The organism is Gordonia sp. X0973, from assembly GCF_013348785.1.
Classification (GTDB): domain Bacteria; phylum Actinomycetota; class Actinomycetes; order Mycobacteriales; family Mycobacteriaceae; genus Gordonia.
On sequence record NZ_CP054691.1, the window covers coordinates 3,535,172 to 3,552,615 of the forward strand.

15 protein-coding genes are annotated in these 17,444 nt (G+C 68.8%); 3 read left to right on the forward strand and 12 right to left on the reverse strand.

Features of this window, described 5'->3' with window-relative positions:
• Positions 1 to 63 precede the first annotated feature (63 nt).
• Entirely contained in the window at positions 64 to 1,224 is a 1,161-nt protein-coding gene (locus HUN08_RS17330; protein ID WP_124247665.1) for an ROK family transcriptional regulator, read from the reverse strand.
• 558 nt (positions 1,225 to 1,782) lie between these two features.
• Here HUN08_RS17330 and HUN08_RS17335 point away from each other — a divergent pair.
• Positions 1,783 to 2,331: a sugar O-acetyltransferase gene (locus tag HUN08_RS17335; protein ID WP_124247625.1), complete on the forward strand. Its 549-nt coding sequence runs from the start codon at positions 1,783 to 1,785 to the stop codon at positions 2,329 to 2,331.
• 9 nt (positions 2,332 to 2,340) lie between these two features.
• Here the strand turns inward: HUN08_RS17335 and HUN08_RS17340 are convergent, their stop codons facing one another.
• The 3 genes from HUN08_RS17340 to HUN08_RS17350 are packed head-to-tail and all read right to left on the reverse strand — an operon-like array spanning position 2,341 to position 5,252.
• Positions 2,341 to 3,015 (reverse strand): histidine phosphatase family protein, encoded by a 675-nt coding sequence (locus tag HUN08_RS17340; RefSeq protein WP_124247624.1) that lies wholly within the window; start codon positions 3,013 to 3,015, stop codon positions 2,341 to 2,343.
• Positions 3,016 to 3,019: 4 nt separating this feature from the next.
• Positions 3,020 to 4,039: a phosphotransferase family protein gene (locus HUN08_RS17345; RefSeq protein ID WP_124247623.1), complete on the reverse strand. Its 1,020-nt coding sequence runs from the start codon at positions 4,037 to 4,039 to the stop codon at positions 3,020 to 3,022.
• A complete protein-coding gene (locus HUN08_RS17350; RefSeq protein ID WP_124247622.1) occupies positions 4,032 to 5,252 on the reverse strand; it encodes an acyl-CoA dehydrogenase family protein in 1,221 nt (406 codons plus the stop codon). Before HUN08_RS17350 ends, HUN08_RS17345 begins: the two co-directional genes overlap by 8 nt.
• Before the next feature lie 186 nt (positions 5,253 to 5,438).
• Between HUN08_RS17350 and HUN08_RS17355 the strand changes: the two genes are divergently transcribed.
• Entirely contained in the window at positions 5,439 to 5,987 is a 549-nt protein-coding gene (locus HUN08_RS17355) for a TetR/AcrR family transcriptional regulator (protein WP_124247621.1), read from the forward strand.
• Here HUN08_RS17355 and HUN08_RS17360 read toward each other — a convergent pair.
• Together HUN08_RS17360 and HUN08_RS17365 are read right to left on the reverse strand one after the other, a co-directional pair.
• Positions 5,984 to 6,991 carry an aromatic ring-hydroxylating dioxygenase subunit alpha gene (locus tag HUN08_RS17360; protein ID WP_124247620.1) on the reverse strand — a complete coding sequence of 336 codons (1,008 nt, stop codon included), beginning with the start codon at positions 6,989 to 6,991 and terminating at the stop codon, positions 5,984 to 5,986. The genes HUN08_RS17355 and HUN08_RS17360 overlap by 4 nt on opposite strands.
• Entirely contained in the window at positions 6,988 to 9,411 is a 2,424-nt protein-coding gene (locus HUN08_RS17365) for a cytochrome P450/oxidoreductase (protein WP_124247619.1), read from the reverse strand. Before HUN08_RS17365 ends, HUN08_RS17360 begins: the two co-directional genes overlap by 4 nt.
• A gap of 244 nt (positions 9,412 to 9,655) precedes the next feature.
• On the opposite strand from HUN08_RS17365, the gene HUN08_RS17370 reads away from it, so the two are divergent.
• The gene (locus HUN08_RS17370; protein WP_124247618.1) at positions 9,656 to 10,072 is read left to right on the forward strand and encodes a globin domain-containing protein; all 417 of its coding nucleotides are present in this window, start codon (positions 9,656 to 9,658) and stop codon (positions 10,070 to 10,072) included.
• A gap of 306 nt (positions 10,073 to 10,378) precedes the next feature.
• On the opposite strand, the gene HUN08_RS17375 is transcribed toward HUN08_RS17370, so the two are convergent.
• The 6 genes from HUN08_RS17375 to HUN08_RS17400 form a co-directional block, all read right to left on the reverse strand.
• Positions 10,379 to 11,578 (reverse strand): CoA transferase, encoded by a 1,200-nt coding sequence (locus HUN08_RS17375; RefSeq protein ID WP_124247617.1) that lies wholly within the window; start codon positions 11,576 to 11,578, stop codon positions 10,379 to 10,381.
• Positions 11,575 to 13,023, reverse strand: coding sequence for an aldehyde dehydrogenase (locus HUN08_RS17380; RefSeq protein ID WP_124247616.1), 1,449 nt, complete (start codon positions 13,021 to 13,023; stop codon positions 11,575 to 11,577). The genes HUN08_RS17375 and HUN08_RS17380 overlap by 4 nt, the downstream gene beginning before the upstream one ends.
• A gap of 92 nt (positions 13,024 to 13,115) precedes the next feature.
• Positions 13,116 to 14,270 carry a CaiB/BaiF CoA-transferase family protein gene (locus tag HUN08_RS17385; RefSeq protein ID WP_124247615.1) on the reverse strand — a complete coding sequence of 385 codons (1,155 nt, stop codon included), beginning with the start codon at positions 14,268 to 14,270 and terminating at the stop codon, positions 13,116 to 13,118.
• Entirely contained in the window at positions 14,267 to 15,109 is an 843-nt protein-coding gene (locus HUN08_RS17390) for an enoyl-CoA hydratase/isomerase family protein (protein WP_124247614.1), read from the reverse strand. The genes HUN08_RS17385 and HUN08_RS17390 overlap by 4 nt, the downstream gene beginning before the upstream one ends.
• A gap of 95 nt (positions 15,110 to 15,204) precedes the next feature.
• Positions 15,205 to 16,272, reverse strand: a complete 1,068-nt coding sequence (locus HUN08_RS17395) for an alcohol dehydrogenase catalytic domain-containing protein (RefSeq protein ID WP_124247613.1) — start codon at positions 16,270 to 16,272, stop codon at positions 15,205 to 15,207.
• A gap of 51 nt (positions 16,273 to 16,323) precedes the next feature.
• A complete protein-coding gene (locus HUN08_RS17400) occupies positions 16,324 to 17,409 on the reverse strand; it encodes a nitronate monooxygenase family protein (protein ID WP_124247612.1) in 1,086 nt (361 codons plus the stop codon).
• Positions 17,410 to 17,444: the final 35 nt, after the last annotated feature.

Sequence of the window (17,444 nt, forward strand, 5' to 3'; positions counted from 1 at the left end):
TTCGGGCTGGTAGGGATCTCTTTGATGTTTGGTCCGGAATCCGGACCAAACATCAAACTCCCGTCAGCTGGTGATCGCGATGGCGCCGAGCGGGTCGGCGTAGAGCGCGTCGAGGGACACGGCTCCGGCGGCCTGCTGCTGCACGGTCACCCCGGCCCGGGAGACACGGACGTCTCGCTTGGCCGTCACACTCGTGTCGCGGATGACCTTCGCGACGATCGGCAGGGTCTGCGACGCGTCGGTGAAAGCCTGGCCGCCGAGGACCACGTGGTCGGGGTTGAAGATGTCGGCGATCAGTGCCACCGCCCGCCCGAGGACTTCGGCGCGCTCGACGAGGATCTCCCGGGCCGTCTCGTCGCCGTTGCGGGCGGCTTCGTGCACGTCGGCGATCTCGGTGACGGTGAGCCCGGCTGCGCGGGCGGCCGCGACGATCCCGGTATCGCTGGTGGCGGCCTCGAGCTGCCCGGTGCGATGCGGGTCGAGTAGCGTCGTCGCGCCGACCGGGAAGTGACCGATCACCGGCGGACCGGCGCTGGGGGTGTGCACCGAGCCGTCGACGCTGAATGCGACGCCGACCATTTCGCGGGCGTAGAAGTACAGGAAGCTGGAACGCTGCGCGGGATTGGCCACCAGCTCCGCGGCGGCCATCGCCTCGACGTGGCTCGCGACCGATACCGGATAACCCAGGACCTGGGCGAAGACCCGGCCGACGGGGGCCTGCGACCAGCCGAGGCGCGGATGGTCGACGACCCCGCCGTCGTGGACGCGGCCGCCGAGCGTGACGCCGACCCAGCGGATCTCCCGCCCGCGCCACCTGGCGAGGAAGCCGGCGACGCTGTGCGCCAGCGCGGTGAGCGCGTTCTCCGCTCCTGCGTCGGCCGGGGTCGGCACCGAGATGGCGCCGACGACGCGGTGCAGCAGGTCGTGCGCGGTGATCGAGGTGACCTTGTAGCCGATATGCACGCCGATGGTGAGGTGCTCGGCGACGGAGATCTCCACCGGCAGCCGCGGACGACCGACGGCTCCGGCGGGCACGAGGTCGCCGCGCTCGCGGATCAGCCCGACCTTCAGCAGCGCGCCGACCTGACGGTTCACCGTCGAGATGGACAGACCGGTGGCCTCGGCGATCTCGTCGCGGAAGACCGGCGCGTGATGCCGGATGGCGCGCAGCACCTGAGCGGCCGGCTTATCCGAGAGCGCGAGGTCGGGGGTGGTGATGTGCAGGTGGTCGAGCTGGCGCCGCGCGGGCTGCGGCACACCGATCGGGCGCGGCGAGCGCGCATGCGGGAGCCTGACGCCGGGACCGGAACGAGCGGGCCGGGTCGGGTCGGCGCCCGGAACGACGCGCGCGGGTCTGGTCGGCGCGGGCGTAGTGGTGGTGACGGGACGGTCGAGAATGCTGGTCATGGTGTTATTCCTCGGGAGGACCGACGCGCGCGGGTAAGCGCTCATGGCGTCGGCGGGGATGAATGCGAAAGGCCCGGGGTGGCGGGCACTGGGTCAGATCGATCAGTGCATTCGGCAACAACACAGCATTCGCGCAAGCGGCAGACGGCAGCCCAGAGCGGTGGTCACGTAGGTGACCTCCGGGGCGCGGTTCGCTTGCGACGACATGTCGGCCAAGCTAGCAGTGGCATGGTCGTCAGCGCAATGCGGACCCGCCTCATTCGCCCGTATTCGTGGCACAGGTCACGCATCCGGCCTGGTCCGGGAACCATCCGGTCCCACAACCGTCGGCGCGCCGAATCGCCGCCCGGCCCCGGTCAGGTCGAGAATCGTCAGATGCCCGACGACTTCCTGATGCGCATCGACAGCCCCGAGTTCACCGCGATGTCACGACGGGTCCTGGAGGTCACCGCGCTGACCCACCGCCTCAACGCACTCGCGTTCGACGACGAGGAGGGCAAGGCGGAGGTCTTCGCTCAAATCCTCGGCCGGCCGTTTCCGGAGCGGGCCACGATCTATCCGCCGTTCTACACCGACCACGGCCTCAATCTGAGGCTGCCGGAGCATGGTCGCGTGTTCGTCAACCAGGGCTGCACCTTCCTGGACTACGCGGGCATCACCCTCGGCGCCCGGGTGATGGTGGGGCCGAAGGCCACGTTCATCACCAGCGGACACCCCGTCGACCCGGCCGATCGTCGGATCTATCTGACCGGCGCGCCGATCGACGTCGAGGAGAACGTGTGGATCGGGGCCGGTGCGACGATCCTGCCCGGTGTGCGAATCGGGCGCGACAGCGTCATCGCCGCGGGTGCCGTCGTCGCCGACGACGTTCCGCCCGCGACGCTGGTGGCCGGACCCAAGGCGCAGATCGCGCGGCAGTGGTGACGGGAAGGCTCAGCGGAAGGTCGCGATCCCGCCGTCGCGGTCGGACAGATGCAGATGCTCGTTCATCGACAGCACCGTGACGCCGCTGCGCCCGACGAGTGCCTTGGTGATGGAGGCGTTCATCATCGACGCCGACAGTCGCGGCCAGTGCGCCGCGTCGATCCCGAGGTGCTGGGCGAGCCACAGGGTGATCGATCCGGCGGAAGAGACCACGAGGACGTTCTTTCCCGATCCGGCCTCCGCCACCGCGCGCTCCCCCGCTCGGGCCACCCTTAAGGCGTATTCCTCGAAGGGCTCCGGCGACTCGAGTTCGCCCCGGATCCACGCGGCGAGCACCCCGTCGAGCGATTGTTGGAAGCTACGTCCGTCGGCGAGTTGCGCGGCGGTCGGTGCGCCCATCAACCCGGCGAGATCGTATTCGTCCCAGGAGTCGTCGACGACGGCCTCGGGTAGCTCGTCGAATTCGCCGAGTACCCCGGCCAGGGTCTCGCGCTGACGGGCCAGCCCGCCGCTGATCGCGGTGGTGAACGAGGGGACCAGGCCGCGCAGGACGGCCCCGGTGACGCGGGCCTGCATCTGCCCAGTCGGCGTCAGCCCACCGGTGGGATCGCTCTCGCCGTGGTCGGAGACCCCGTAAGCCGACGCCAGGGCCTGGCCGTGGCGGACCAGATAGATGGCTCCCATTTGGTCAGGACACCCAGCGCAGGCCGTTGGCGATGAACGCGGCGGTACCTTCGGCGGCCCGCTCGGCCCCCTCGGCGCCCGACGACCCGCCCAGCAGCGCGCGGTGCGTGATGCCTTCGGCGATCACGCCGAGTTTCAGATTCGCCAACCCCATGTAGAAGTCCCAGTCGCCCAGATCCGCGCCGCTCGCCGCCGCATAGGCCCGGGCCATCTCGTCGCCACTCGGATAACGCTCGCTGGTCCACGCGGCCCGGAATCCCATCACCGATGCGAAGACCGGCTCGTGATAGACGCACATGAGGGCGACGTCGGTGAGCGGGTCGCCGAGCGCAGACATCTCCCAGTCGACGACGGCGAGCACCTTCGCGGGGTCGTCGCGGTCGATGATGGTGTTGTCGATCCGGTAGTCGCCGTGGACGATCGTGCTGCGCGCCTGCGCCGGCACCCGCGCGGACAGCTTCTCGACGAGGGCGTCGACGTCGGGCAAGTCGCGGGTCTTGACCAGTCCCCATTGGCGCGACCACAGTTTGACCTGGCGCGCCGCGAATCCCTCCGGCTTCCCGAAGTCGGACAGTCCGACCGCGGTGAAGTCGACGGCGTGCAGCTTGGCCAGCGTCTGCACCAGGGCCTCGAAGTTGGCTGTGACCTGTTCGTCGGTCCAGGCGGCGTCGAGTTCGTCGGTGGAACGGATCACCAGGCCGTCGACGAATTCGACCACCGTGCAGGGTGCACCGATGTAGTCGCCGGAGCGGTCGATGGCGACGGTGGGCGCCACCGGGACGTCGGTGCCGGTCAGCGCCGAGGTGACGGCCCATTCCCGTTCCATGTCGTGGGCCGACGGCGTGAGGCCGCCCATCGGGGGCCGGCGCGCGACCCAGTGGTGCTCGTCGTCGCGCACCTCGAAGGTCAGGTTGGAGCGTCCGCCGGCGATCAGCGTGATGTCGAGGTCGCCGACGACGTCGACGCCGTTGGCGGTCAACAACTTGCGCAGGGAGTCGGCGGTGAGTCCCGGATGGTCAGGCATGGTCGCCCTTTCGTTGTGCGGCTTTGCGTGCGCGTCCGACGGCCCGTTTGGCGATGGCCCAGCGGTGGACTTCCGACGGTCCGTCGTAGATCCGGAAGCCGCGCACCTCGTCGGCGAGGCGGGCCAGCGGCAGGTCGGTGGAGATGCCGAGGCCGCCACACATCTGGATCGACCGGTCGATGACGCGGAAGAAGGCCTCCGCGGCGAAGGTCTTGGCAATCGAGGTGGAGTCCGACGCGTGCTCGCCGAGGTCGAGTTCGTAGCAGGCGCGCGCCAGCAGGGCGTCGACGGCGGCGAGGTCGATCTCGTTGTCGGCGATCATCTGCTGGATCATCCCGAGGTCGGAGAGTTTGCCGCCGAAGCCGTCCCGGTCCTTGACGTAGTCGACCGCGATCGCATGCGCGCGCCGCGCGGAGCCGAGCCAGCGCATCACGTGGGTCATCCGGGCGGGGCCGAGCCGCACCTGCGCGTACCGGTATCCCTCGTCTACCTCGCCGAGCACGTCCTCGTCGGGGACGAAGAGGTCGGCGAAGGTCATCTCGCAGTGCCCGCCGATCATCGACTTGTCGGTGGTGTGGACGTGGCGGTCGATGCTCAGCCCCGGCGTGCCGGCGGGAGCCAAGAACATGGTCGCGCCGCCGCGGTCGCCGACGCTGCCGGAGGTGCGGGCCATGATGATGTAGAAGCCGGCGCCGTCGGCCCCGGTGATGAAGCGCTTGCGGCCGTTGATCTTCCAGCCGCCGTCGGCCCTCACGGCCGTCGTCGAGAGACAGTTGGGATCCGACCCGGCGCCGTGCGGTCCGGGCTCGGTCATCGCGAACGCGCTGCGCACCTCCCCCGTCGCCAGGGGGCCGAGGTATTTGTCGCGCTGCGCCTCGCTGGCGATATGCGCGAGCATGTGGATGTTGCCCTCGTCGGGGGCGCCGATGTGCAGCGCGACCGGGCCGAAGGTCGAGTGGCCCGCCGCCGTGAAGACCGGTGAGCGGTCGGCCATGTTGAGTCCGAGGCCGCCGTATTCGACGGGTGCGTGCGGCGCGAACAGGCCGGCCGTCTTCGCCTTGGCATTGAGTTCCCGCCGCAGATCGTCGCCGCCGGCCGCTTCCAGGTCGCCCTCGTATTCCGTTTCGACGGGGAGCACCTCGTCGGCGATGAACGCCTCGGTGCGTGCGACGAGGTCGAGCACCTCGGGTGAGTAGGAGAAATCAATGGCCATGGCGGGCGTCTCACTTCCTGACCGAGCGATCGTTCGGTCTGGCTCAGTCTCGCATCGAAGGGTCAGGCGGTCAAGGCACCGGCTCGACTCGGGCTTCCCGCCCGCCAAACACCCTCGGTGTGACATTCTGCCTGCTGCTGTCGTCTGATACGACATGAATCGACAACGTGTCGTACGCTGGGACACGTGAGCGCACCGGCCTTCTACGACGAACTCAGGGCCATTCGCCTCGAGCGCCTCCTCGACGCCGCCGTCACGGTCATCACCGAGGACGGCTGGGACCGGCTCAGCATGACCCGGGTCGCCCAACTCTCCGGGGTCCCCCGGCAAAGCCTCTACAAGGAGGTCGGCACCAAGTCCGACCTCGGCGAGGCGGTCGTGTCGCGCGAGGTCGAGCGGTTCGTGGCCCGCGTGCGCGACGGCATCGCCGCCCACCCGGACTCCATCACCGAGGGCCTGGGTACGGCGGCCCGTTACGCGCTGGAGTACGGCAAGACCAATGCGGTACTCAAGGCGGTCCTGCGTCCCGGGCACGACCCGGAGCTGCTGGCCCTGCTGACCGTCCGACCGGAGGCCGTCCTGACCCAGGCGACCGCCGCGATCTCCGACACCGTCGGCGACAAGGTGTCCGCGGGCACCGTGGACACGATGGTCCGGCTGACCCTGAGCCACCTGCTGCAGCCGACCGTCACGATCGACGAAGCGGTGGACCGGATCATGCGGGCCGTGCACTAGCGGCCGCGTTCCTCCTCGACCATAGACTGCACGATCCGCCGGGCGAAAATCGCGGCGCGATCGGCCTTGACGTTCAGGTAGCGCCGCGGTGTCGTGTCCTCGTCGAGACAACGCTGCATGGTCTCGAGCACCGCGAAGTCGCGGTTGGCCATCTCGTGGAAGACCGCGGCCAGCCGCGCACCCGCATCGGGCGAGACGGCCGAACCGCGCCACGACAGCTGCAGGAAGACATGCGTCGACGTCGGTGACTCGGGCGTGAAGCCGTGCGTCCGCACCACCTCGATCTCCCCTCCGTCGCCGGTGATCGTGTAGGTCTGCTTGTGCAGGCCGGGCGTCACGAAGGTGCCCGTCTCCCTGCGCGCGAAGGACCCGACGCTGTCCAGCCCGGAGACCTGGGCCTCCCACGGAGCCAGCGGTGCCGCGGGCAACTCGCGGACATAGGACACCGAGACCTCCGAGACCTCGACCTCTTCGAGCGGGGGCAGCGCCTCGATGCCCGGCGGCACCATCTCGGGGTGCATCGCGAACACGTTGGTCAGGTCGAGGTAGTGCTCGTGCAACAGCAGGAGGCCGGCGCCGACGTCGCGCAGCTCGCCGACGCTGCTCCAGCCGTCGCCCTGGAGCCACGGAGTCGCAGGCGGCGGCCGCAGCCGTTCGCCGCCAGCTGTGCCGGTCCAGATCCAGACGAACTGCGCCCGCTCGACGACGGGATAGGCGCGCACCCGGGCACCGGACGGCGGGCTGTCCTGCGAGGGCACCCGCACGCAGCGTCCCGTCGCGTCATAGGTGCAGCCGTGGTAGCCGCAGACCACCAGGTCGCCCTCGCGATGGCCGGCCGACAGCGGATAGGGCCGATGCGCGCACCGGTCCTCCAGGGCGACCGCCGATCCGTCGGAGGAGCGGAACAGCAGGACCGGGTGCCCGAGGATGCGTCGGGCGATCAGTCCGTCGCCGACCTCGTCGGAGGTGGCGGCGACATACCAACAGTCACGGGGGTAGTTCATACGTCGAGCACCAGCGTCTGCGACAGCGAGCGGGAGACGCAGGGCATCATCGTGTTGCCCCGCTCTCGGTCGGATTTGGACAGGATCGAGTCACGATGGTCGGGCGTGCCGTCGAGCACGTCGAGCTCGCAGGTCCCGCAGATCCCTTCCATGCACGAGCCCAGCACGTCGACGCCGGCCTCCTCGACGGCCTCGAAGACCGACTTGCCCTCGGGCACGGTCACCGTCACGCCCGACCGCGCGCACTCGACCTCGAAGGAGTCCAGCGCGTCGTCGGACGCAACCACCTGTTTGGCCGCGAACCGCTCGAGGTGCAAGCTGCCGTCGGGCCACGACGCGCACCCCTCCTCGACCGCGTCGAGCAGCGCGCCCGGGCCGCAGCAGTACACCAGGGTGTCCGACCGCGGCGTGCCCAGGACCGCGTCGAGATCGAGGAGGCCCTTCTCGTCCTGCGGCCAGATCGTCACCCGGTCGTCGCTTTCGAGCTTGTCGAGGAAGGCCATCGACGCGCGCGACCGACCGCCGTACAGCAGGCTCCACTGCGCACCGCGCGCCTGCGCCGCCTCGATCATCGCGAGGATCGGCGTAATGCCGATGCCGCCGGCGATGAACTGGTAGCGCGGCGACGCGACCAGCGGGAAGTGGTTGCGCGGGCCGCGCACGCGTACGGTCGCACCCTCGGTCAGCTTCTCGTGGACGAACGCGGACCCGCCGCGGCTGCTCGGGTCGAGAAGGACACCGACTTTCCACGACGACTCGTCCGCCGTGCTGCCACACAGGGAGTACTGCCGCGTCAGCGACGGGCTCAACACCAAGTCGACGTGCGCGCCGGCGGTCCAGGGCGGAAGCTGCGCGCCCGACGGGTCGGTCAGCGTGAGCTCGACGATCCCCTCGGCCGCGCGACGGCGGGCCTGGACCCGCAGGTCGAGTTCGGTCTCCGTCGTGTTCACGATCCAGCCGTCACGGTCTCCGTGTCGTGCGGGTCGAGGGGATGAAGTCGCCCGCCCGATCACTGCCCGCCCCTCCCTCGGGCTGGGCTCCTGGCCGATCGGGGTGAGCCGGACCATCATCTTGGTGTAGCCCCGGACGAAGTTCGACTGCAGGTACTCCGGCTCCTGGACGACCTCGATGTCGGAGAACCGCGCAAGCAACTCCTCCCACAGGATCCGCAGTTGCAGCTCGGCCAGACGACTGCCCATGCAGCGGTGGGTGCCGATGCCGAAGGAGAGGTGGTTGCGTCCGTTCGGCCGGTCGATGACGAAGTCGTCGGGATTCTCGAACGTGCGCTCGTCCCGGTTCGCCGAGGCGTACCACATCACGACCTTGTCACCCTTGCGGATGAACTGGCCGTTGAGGACGGTGTCCTTCGTCGCGATCCTGCGCATGTAGGCCAGCGGGGTCTGCCAGCGGATGATCTCGTTGACCATCTTCGGGATCAGACTCGGATCGGCTTTGACGCGATCGAACTCGTCGGGGAACTGGTTGAGCGCGAGCACCCCGCCCGACATCGAGTTGCGGGTCGTGTCGTTGCCGCCGACGACGAGCAGGACGAGGTTGCCGAGGAACTCCATCGGCCGGGTGATCAGATCCTTGGTGTCCTCGGACAGCTGCATCAGCGTGATCAGGTCGTAGCCGGGTTTCTCCCCGGCGGCCAGACGGGCCGCCTTGTCGTGCCAGAGGGCACTGAAGCTCTTCGCCATGTCGGCGGAGGCCCGCCACATCTCTTCGACGTCGCTCTGGCCGCCGGTCGTGGAGGCGCCCGCGGCGGTCACCTCGGTCCAATAGACGAGCTTGCGGCGCTCCTCGTACGGGAAGTCGAGCAGGGTCGCGAGCATCCGAGCGGTCAACTCGATGCTGACCTTGTCCACCCAGTCGAACGGTTCGCCGACCGGCAGGCCGTCGAGCACCTCTTTCACGCGCGAGCGGATCAGCCCCTCAAGTTCCTCGAGATTCTGGGGGGCGACGACCCCTTGGACGGCGCTGCGCTGCTGGTCGTGCCGCGGCGGGTCCATCGCGATGAACATCTCGATGTCCAAGCCCTCCGGCGGGGTGCCGATGACGATCTGCGGCTCGGCCGAGAACGTCTCGAAGTCTTTGTCGACGGCGATGATGTCCTCGTACCGCGTCACCGACCAGTACGGGCCGAACTCGCTCGATGCCTGGAAGTGGACCGGGGCCTCGTCCCGCAACCGCTTGAAGTACGGCAGCCACTGGCCCTGTCGCCACATGAACGGATTGCTCATGTCGATCTCGGTCAGTTCGACCTCGTCGACATCGGGGATCGTTTCCTCGACGAAGACCGGCGGCTTGTCGCCACGAACCCGCGCCTTGGTCTTCTGGTACAGGTGCATGCCCTTGATCAGACGCTCCATCGGGATCGTCGCCTCGGCCTTGCTGCGGACCTGATCGAGAACATTCATGCGTACCACCTCGGTGTGATCTATCTAACTAGTGACACTAGAAAAGCACAAGTCGCCGTTGATGACAACCTTTAGTGTTTTGTCGCTGCGCAATACAGATCGCATATATGTGTCAGACACGTCCCTGTTGAGGGCGCGTCGGCGCCACGGATGTTAAATCGAGAACACCCGTGTGCGGACTCCGATACGGCCTTTTGTCGAGCATGAAACGTCGAGGTCACCGCCCACGTCGAGCATTGCTCGCATGAACAAGAACCTTCTCCTACACAGCCTGACCCTCGTCGATCTGCCCGACGACGGGTTGACCGTTCGGTTCTACGACATCCTCTTCGAGCGCTACCCGGCGGTGAAGCCGATGTTCTCGCGCGGCACCCGCCAGCAGGCCGCGATGTTGCGCACGGCCATCGTCTCGGTCCTCGACCATCTCGACGACGAGGAGTGGCTCGCCTCCACCCTCGGCGCACTCGGCGCCCGGCACGCGGGGATGGGGGTCACCGAGCCCATGTACGCCGCGGTCACCGAATGCATGGTGGCGGCGATGTCGGAGATCGGTGGCACCGCGTGGACCCCCGCCATGTCCGACGAATGGACCGGCGCCCTGACCGCCGTCGCCGGCCTCATGATGTCCGGATACCCCGACGCGGAGACGGGCGCGGCCTGATGTACCGGGGTCTCGATACGGTTCCTCGCCCAGGGGCTCGGATCCACTCGACCACCGATCTGCGGTGCCGAAGACGGGGTCGAGTGCCGACGAGGCGCTAGACGCGTTGGTCGAGTGCCGACGAGGCGCTAGCCGAGTCGGTGTATCGAGACCGCGTAACCCGACCATGCCAACTGTCCTGGTGCGTTGGCCTGTCCCGTCGCCTGGTCTCGATACGGTTCCTCGCCCAGGGGCTCGGATCCACTCGACCACCAATCTGTGGTGCCGAAGACGATGGTCGAGTGCCTTCGAGGCGCTAGCCGCGAGCTAGATCGTGCCGGCGTCGTGGAGCTTGCCCAGCTCGGCGTCGGACAAGCCGAGGACCGAGGCGAGCACCTCGTCGGTGTCGGCACCGAGGACATGCGCGGGCGCGGCGCCCGTGTAGTGCTCGTCGACGCGGATCGGCGCACTCGACGAGATGACCGTGCCGATGCCGGGCTGGTCGAGGTCGACGAGGACCGGGGCCGACGTCGGGTCGGCCTGGAACTTCTCGGTGAAGCCGCGCATCGTCTGATACGGCCCCCACAGGACCCCGCCCGCGTCGAGCGCGGTCTTCGCCTCCGCCATCGTGCGCTGGGCGAACCAGGGCCGGATGATCGCGGCAACCGCCTCCCGGTGGGTGTAGCGCCCCTCGTCGGTGAAGAAATCCGTGCCCAACGACTCGGCGAGCGCGGCGAACACCGCCGTCGTGCCGGTCGTCTCGGTGAGGTTCTTCCACTGCCGGGGGGTCAGCGCGACGAGGTAGAGCCGGCCGCCGTCGGCAGTCACCGCGTCGACGCCGAAGCTGCCGTACATGTAGTTGCCGTGGCGCTCGCGGTCGCCGCGCTGGCTGACCTCGGTGAGCCAGCCCAGGTTCGCCACCCAGGCCGCGGCGACGTCGGCGAGCGCGATGTTGACCCGAGACCCCTCGCCGGTGCGGGCGCGTCGGTAGACCGCGGCGAGCACCGCCGTCGCTAGACTCTGCCCGGCGATGATGTCCCAGGCGGGCAGCACGTGGTTGACCGGAGCGGTCTCGGGGGGACCGGTCAGATCCGGGACGCCGACCTCGGTGTTCACCGTGTAGTCGACGGCGCCGCGCCCGTCGGCGTGGCCCTCGAAGTGGACGGTGATCATGTCGGGACGACGGGCGGCCAACGCGTCGTGCGAGAGCCACGGCCGTCCGACGTTGTTGTCGGCGAAGATCCCGGCGTCCGGGCCGGGCGCAGTGGCCAGGGCCAAGACCAGTTCCTGCCCCTCGGGGCTGCGCACGTCGACAGCGACCGTGCGCTTGCCGCGGTTGAGGGAGTTCCAGTAGAGACTGTTGTCCGAGCCGGTGTCGACCGGCCACCGTCGATAGTCCGAGTTCCCGCCGAGGGGGTCGACCCGGATGACGTCGGCGCCCAGCTGGGCGAGCGTCATCCCGGCCGACGGCCCGGCGACGAAACTGGCGAACTCGACTACCCGCAGACCTTCGAGCGGGCGGCTCACGCCTTCACCGGCGAGCGGTAAATCGTCTTGTACTCGACGTAGGCGTCCAGCGCGGTCTGACCGTTCTCGCGGCCCATGCCGCTGTTCTTCACGCCGCCGAACGGCACGTCGATCGGGCAACCCGCGGCGTTCACCGCGACGGTGCCGCTGACGACGCGGCGGGCGACCTCGGTGGCCTTCTCCTCGTCGGGGGAGAAGACGCCGCCGCCGAGCCCGTAGTCGGAGTCGTTGGCGATCTCGACGGCCTCGTCGATCGAGTCGTAGGGCAGCACGACGATGACCGGCCCGAAGATCTCCTCGCGGGCGATGCGCATGTCGTTGGTGACGTTCTTGAACACCGTCGGCGCGACGTAGTAGCCCTTGTCGAATCCCTCCGGGCGGCCGCCGCCGGTGACGACCTCGGCACCCTCGTCGACGGCGATCTTCAGGTAGTCCATGACGCGCTCGTACTGCGAGGCGTTGACCAGCGGGCCGTAGAAGTTCGACGGGTTGGTCGGCTCGCCCAGCGGGATCGACGCCATCGTCTCGGCGATGAAGTCGGTGATCTCGTCGTAGCGCTCACGCGGGGCGAGGATGCGGGTCAGCGCGCGGCAGGTCTGGCCGGTGTTGGGGGTCAGCGCGGACATGACGAAGGGCTTGAAGTCGTCGAGCACCACGTCGTCGAGCAGGATGCCGGCCGACTTGCCGCCCAACTCGAGGGTCACCTTCTTGAAGTCCTTGGCGCACTGCTCGGCGATCGCCTGCCCGGCGCGCGTCGAACCGGTGAAGGCGATCTTGGCGACACCGGGGTGCTTGACCAGTTCGGCACCCGTCGCGCGACCACCGGTGACGATGTTGACGACGCCGGGCGGCAGGCCCACCTCGTCGAAGACCTCGGCCAGCAGAAAGGCGTCCAGCGGCGTCTCGGCGGCGGGCTTGACGACGGCGGTACAGCCGGCGACGAGGGCCGGGCCGATCTTCCACGCGATCAGCGGCTGCGGGCCGTTCCACGGGACGATGGCCCCGACGACGCCGACCGGCTGGCGGATGACGAAGGCGTCGCCGGCAGACGTCGCGGTGTACTCCTCGGGCTCGAAGTTGTCGGCCAGGCTGGCGAAGAAGCGGTAGTTCGCCGGGACGACGCCCTGCATCGCCTTCGCGAGTCCGATCGGCGTGCCGTTCTGCTTGCTGACCACCTCGGAGATCTGGTCGATGCGCTTCTCGTAGGCATCGGCGATCTTGAGCAGGTAGGCCGCGCGCTCCTTGGGCGAGAGCGCCGACCACGCGGGCAGCGCGGCCTTCGCGGCCTGCACCGCGGCGTCGACGTCGGCGGCGTCACCGAAGGCGACCTCCCCGAAGATTTCTTCGGTGGCGGGATCGACGAGGTCGATCTTGGCTGCCGAGTGCGAGGGGACCAACTTGCCGTTGATGTACTGCGTGCTCCGGTGGTAGAGATCGTCGGTCATGGCTGTTGTCTTTCATCCGAGGGTGTGAGCGGGATTGCCTACATAATATTTTGTTAGCTGCATCACTGCCACTGTCGCGGCAACGCTGCACGTCAGGAGGGTGACACCACCCCGGTACCGAACTCGGCCCGGATTTTGTCGGTGTCGGCGCCGAGGTCGGGGACCGGCCCGTCGCCCGGCGTCCAGTGCCGGGCGAGGCCCGGGGGCCGCAGCGCGGGAACCGGGCCGACCGGGGAATCGACGTCGCGCCACCGGCCGCGGTCTTTGAGCTGCGGGTGCTCGGCGAGGTCGTGGACCGTGTTGAGCCGGGCGTTGCCGATCCCGGCGGCGTCGGCCGCGTCCTGGATCTGCGCGAGGGTGCGCGTCGCGCACCACTGCCCCACCGCCTGGTCGAGCACGTCGCGCGCCCCGGTGCGGTCGCCGTTGCGCGCATACCGCTCGTCGGCGGCGAGGTCCGGGCGCTCGATCAGCTCGCACAACCGTTGCCATTCGCGGTCGCTGGTGGTGCCGAGCACCGCGGTCTGCCCGTCGGCGGTCGGATAGCCGGCATAGGGCGCGACCATCGGCGAGCCCAGGCCCACCGGTTCCGGTTCGACACCGGAGTGGATGACCTGGTTGAGCACCGGTCCCTGGAATTCGGCGACGACGTCGAGCATGGAGATCTCGATGACGGCGCCGCGGCCGGTCTTCTCCCGGTCGTACAGGGCGGCGAGCACGGTCGAGTAGACGTACATCGCCGTGCCGATGTCGGCGACGGGGATGCCGGGCTTCGCCGGGTGGCCGGGTGTGCCGGTGATGGCACAGGAGCCGCCCTCGGATTGGATCAGCAGGTCGTAGGCGCGCTTGTGGTCGAAGGGCCCGCCCTTTCCGTATCCGGAGATGTCGACGACGATCAGCCGCGGATGGGCCCGCGCCAGCTCGTCGATACCCAGCCCGAGCCGGTCGATCGCGCCCGGGGCGAGGTTGCTCACGAACACGTCGGCCTCGTCGAGGATGGCGCGCAGCACGCCGAGGTCGGCGTCGGATTTGAGATCGAGCGCCGCGGATTCCTTGCCGTAGTTGAGCCACACGAAGTGGGCGGCCATCCCGCGCACCGTGGTGTCGTAGTGACGGGTCGAATCCCCGGAACCGGGTTGCTCGACCTTGATGACCCGCGCGCCGAGGTCCGCGAGGTGGCGGGTGGCCAGCGGCGCGGAGATCGCCTGTTCGAGGGAGACGACGGTGATGCCGTCGAGCGGCTTGCTCACAGATCCGTGCCGATCGCGTCGCCGGGGGTCTCGCCGTTGTCGCGCCCGGCCGGGAACCGCGGGTCGCGCTTCTCGCGCAGCGAGGCCACGCCTTCGGTGACGTCGGGCTGGCCGAAACCGTAGAACTCGTAGCCCAGCGAGGCGTCGAAGATCGACCAGTTCTGGCGGTACCAGTTGTTGATCGCGTGCTTGGTGTTCTGGATCGACGGCACCGAGCCGGCGGCGAGGCGCTCGGCGATCTCCATCGCCTTGTCCTGCACCTGCTCGTCGTCGACGCACAGCGAGACCATGCCGATCCGCTCGGCCTCCTCACCGGTGAGCACCTCGTTGAGGAGCAGGAAGTACTTGGCCTTGGGCAGTCCGGCGAACAGCGGCCAGGTGAGCGCAGCATTGTCGCCAGCCGCGACGCCGAGACGGACGTGGCCGTCGACGATCTTCGTCTTGCGCCCGGCGACGGTGATGTCGGCGAGCATCGCGGTGACCAGTCCGGCACCGGCGGCCGGGCCGTTGATGGCCGCGACGAGCGGCTGCGGCAGATCGATCAGGTTGCGCACGAGGTCGCGCGCCTCGCGCATCACGCGGTTGCGGTCGACCAGGTCGCCGTTCATCTGCTCGATCAGGTCGAAGCTGCCGCCGGCGGAGAAGGCGCGGTCGCCCTCGCCGCGGATGAGGACCGCGCGCACCGACGCGTCGCGTGCGACGACCGGCCAGATGTCGGCGAGTTCGGCGTGCGCGCGCGGGCCGACCGCATGCAGATCCGGCCCGGTGAGCTGGATGCGCAGCACTCCGTCGGACGGCCGGTCGATGGCCAGGGTCTCGAATTCGTCGTAGGAAATCACGAAGATCCTTTCAGGTGGCGGCCACGAGACCACCGTCGCAATGGCGAATAAAATATAATGCTAAACCATGCGTGCGGTCTCGCTGCCGCCTTCCGCTACATCTGCACGACCATCTTGATCTGGTCGTCCTTGTGGTCCTCCAGGTACTCCAGGCCGTCGGTGACGAAGTTGTCGGCCTTGACGCGCGCGGTGATGAAGGGACTCAGGTCGATCTTGCCCTCCTGCACCATCTTGATGGCGCCGGGGAACGCGTTCGCGTAGCCGACCGATCCTGCGATGGTCAGCTCCTTGAACAGCACCGTGACCAGATCCATCGGAACCGGGGCGGTGTGGACGCCGAGGATCTCCATGTGACCGCCGATCTTCAGCGCGTTCAGCAACGGCTCGACGACGGGCGCGGCACCGACGCATTCGTAGGCGAAGTCCACGCCCTGGCCACCGGTCATCTCCGCGACGATCGCCTGCAGGTCCTCGTTGGCCGGATCGACCACCCGATCGGCGATCTTCGCGTTGACCGCGAACTCGCGCCGGTTGGCCGCCAGCTCGGTGAGGATGACGGTGGCGCCGACACCCTTGAGCACCGCGGCGGTGAGGAGGCCGACGGGGCCGCCGCCACCGACGAGGGCGACGTCACCGGCCTTGATCCCCGACTTGGTGACGCCGTGATAGCCGACGCAGAGCGGGTCGAACATCGCCGCCTGGTCCAGTGGGATGTCACCGATCGGATGGACCTTCTCGGCCGGCACCGAGATCAGTTCGGACAGACCGCCGCCTCCGCCGGAGATGCCCAGGCAGGCCATCTTCCCGCAGGCGTTGTAGCGACCGGCCTTACACGCGGGACACTCGCCGCAGCCGCTGACCGGATCGATCGCGACCGGGTCACCCGGCTTGAGCCCGGTGACGCCCTCGCCGACCTCGACGACGGTGCCGGAGAACTCGTGGCCCAGGACGATCGGCAGCGTCTCGCCGGTCAGTGCGTGCGGCTCGGTCTCACTCACCGGCGAGGTGGGCGGAATCGGGCCGTGGAAGTACAGGTGCAGGTCGGATCCGCACAGTCCGGTGAAGGCGGGCTTGACCAGCACCTTCCCCGGGCCGAGTTCCGGATCGGGGACGTCGGTCTCCATGCGGACGTCGCCCTTGCCGTAGTAACGCAGTGCCTTCATGTGATTTCTCCTCGTCGAGATTTTCTGGCTGCTGATCTGTCGGTTCGGTGGTCAGGCCGAGTATTCGACCCGCTTCTTGGCGGCCTCGAGGGCGGCCACGGTCTCCTCGACGAGGCGTTCGAGCACGTCGGCGGCGGGCGAGATGTCGCGGATGAGGCCGGAACCCTGACCGGCGGGCAGTGCCTGCTGGTCCTTGAGGTCGGCGGCGGCCGCTGCGAAGCGGACCGGGCTGATCGCGACGCGCTGGCGCGGGTAGCCCAGCAGCTGGTCCATCCGGCCCTTCCAGACCTCGGTGAAGCGGTTCTGCAGTTGGCGGACGTAGAGCCCGTCGAAGATCAGCTCGCGCACCGTGGTGTCGTGGTCGGCCTCGACGATCGACTCCTTGTAGTTGCGCCCGACGCTGCTCTCCTCGGTGTTGATGAAGCGGGTGCCGATCCACGCGCCCTGGGCGCCCTGCGTGAGGACACCGGCGATCTGCGCACCGGTCACCAGGCCGCCGGCCGCGACGACGGGGATGGTCGCGAAGTCGAGGACCTCCTGCAGCAGCGTGATGAGGCCGATGTCGCCGGTGTGACCACCACCCTCGGTGCCCTGCACGACGACGATGTCGGTGCCGTTGGCGATCGCCCGCTTCGCGTGGCTCGCACGACCGACCATCGAGATGGTCTTGGCGCCCCATTTGTGGGCGTGCTCGACGGCCCACTCCGGGGTGCCCAGCGCGCAGGCGATGACCTCGACGCCGTAGCGCTCGCAGATCGCCATCTTCTCCTTGGCGTCCTCGATGCCCATCGCCTTGTCGTCGACCGGGTGCACGTCGACGCCCTGCGCGCGGACCTCCTCCTCGAGTTCGCGGATGGGGTCGGGCACCTCGTCGGCGGCGACCGGCTCGGGGTTCTGCGGGGCGCGCGGCGGGAAGCCGATGTCGACGCAGAGCGGCTTGTCGGTGATGCTGCGGACGAGCTTGATCTCCTCCTCGACGCGCTGGGGCGTCGGCGAGATGGCGGCGATCGTGCCGAGCCCGCCGGCCTTGGATACGGCGGCGGCGAGCGGGCCGAAGGCGACGCCGCCCATGCCCGCCTGCAGGATCGGGTACTCGATGCCGAGCAGGTCGCAGAGATCGGTCTTCAGGGTTGCCATTGGTTTCTCCTTGGTTGGCTGATGAGTGCGGATGC